Annotated in this window: 1 pseudogene; it reads left to right on the top strand. The window is 58.8% G+C overall.

The window, feature by feature from the left end:
- Positions 1 to 38: 38 nt before the first annotated feature.
- A pseudogene (locus EOB36_RS34040) lies at positions 39 to 243 on the top strand (acyltransferase); the annotation flags it as partial.
- Positions 244 to 468 lie beyond the last annotated feature (225 nt).

Genomic DNA, 468 nt, shown 5'->3' with positions numbered 1-468 from the left:
GCGAGCGTCTTAAGAAACCGCCCGAAAGGAGATTTTTCATGCGCTCTACCGGGCAGTGGAGTGCTGGGAAAGGGAGTTGCAACTGACCGGCCATGTCAAACTGTCCGACTTCTTCCGAGCCTATGGATAGACTGGAAACCTTCCAGCCATTCGAAAGCAGGCCGCAGTTGGGCCGGCGCGAGACCCGAAGCCCGCGCAATCGGCTACGACGCGCACGGTGTAGCGGCTCACATCGTCATACTGCACCTACGCCACACACCGGCCGGACCTGATCCGGCTTTATGAGCATTGGGCTTTGTCAGTTGCCCAAGCGTGATGGCTTTCGCGACGCGGCGCGCCTTAGGAACTGAGCCGCGTCCAGGTCGAAACGCGGGAAAGAAAGACAGGAAACAGAATGGCCGATCAATTCGCAACGGACGTCATTGCCCTGATCAAGAAACGCGCCGAGTCGGAGAGCGGTGAGGGAAT

The sequence above is a fragment of the Mesorhizobium sp. M6A.T.Cr.TU.017.01.1.1 genome (assembly GCF_004023115.1).
In the GTDB taxonomy this organism is placed as follows: domain Bacteria; phylum Pseudomonadota; class Alphaproteobacteria; order Rhizobiales; family Rhizobiaceae; genus Mesorhizobium; species Mesorhizobium mediterraneum.
Note: the sequence above shows the minus strand (reverse complement) of the source record. Positions and strands in the feature narration are given on the sequence as shown.